We start from the raw sequence: 302 nt of genomic DNA, 5'->3' as shown, positions 1-302 counted from the left end.
AGTCGGACTCTTACACATAAAAAATGTTATACCGTTTTAGCTCGAGCGTTATCAAGTACTTGGGCTTGGTTTAAATCGTGATTATCAAAATCAAGACGGTCTAAATCGCAATGAGAATCTACAATCAAAATAAGGCCTGGTTTTACTACATGGTATACGTTGGATTGCCGGATTTTACCCTCGTCCCCCGCAGTTTTTCGCTCTTCGCGTTTCGATTGGTTTTGTCATCTAACAAGCTAATGGCGATCCCCGGGGGAGTTGAGCTCTGAGCGCCTTGTGGAGGGACCCACGTAACCGTTCCG

General features: G+C 45.4%; 1 pseudogene. It reads right to left on the bottom strand.

The window, feature by feature from the left end:
• Positions 1 to 29: 29 nt before the first annotated feature.
• A pseudogene (locus CWB78_RS18510) lies at positions 30 to 128 on the bottom strand (metal-dependent hydrolase); the annotation flags it as partial.
• Positions 129 to 302: the final 174 nt, after the last annotated feature.

This window comes from Pseudoalteromonas sp. S1612, assembly GCF_005887175.1.
GTDB lineage: Bacteria > Pseudomonadota > Gammaproteobacteria > Enterobacterales > Alteromonadaceae > Pseudoalteromonas > Pseudoalteromonas undina.
This window is presented reverse-complemented; position numbering and strand designations above follow the sequence as displayed.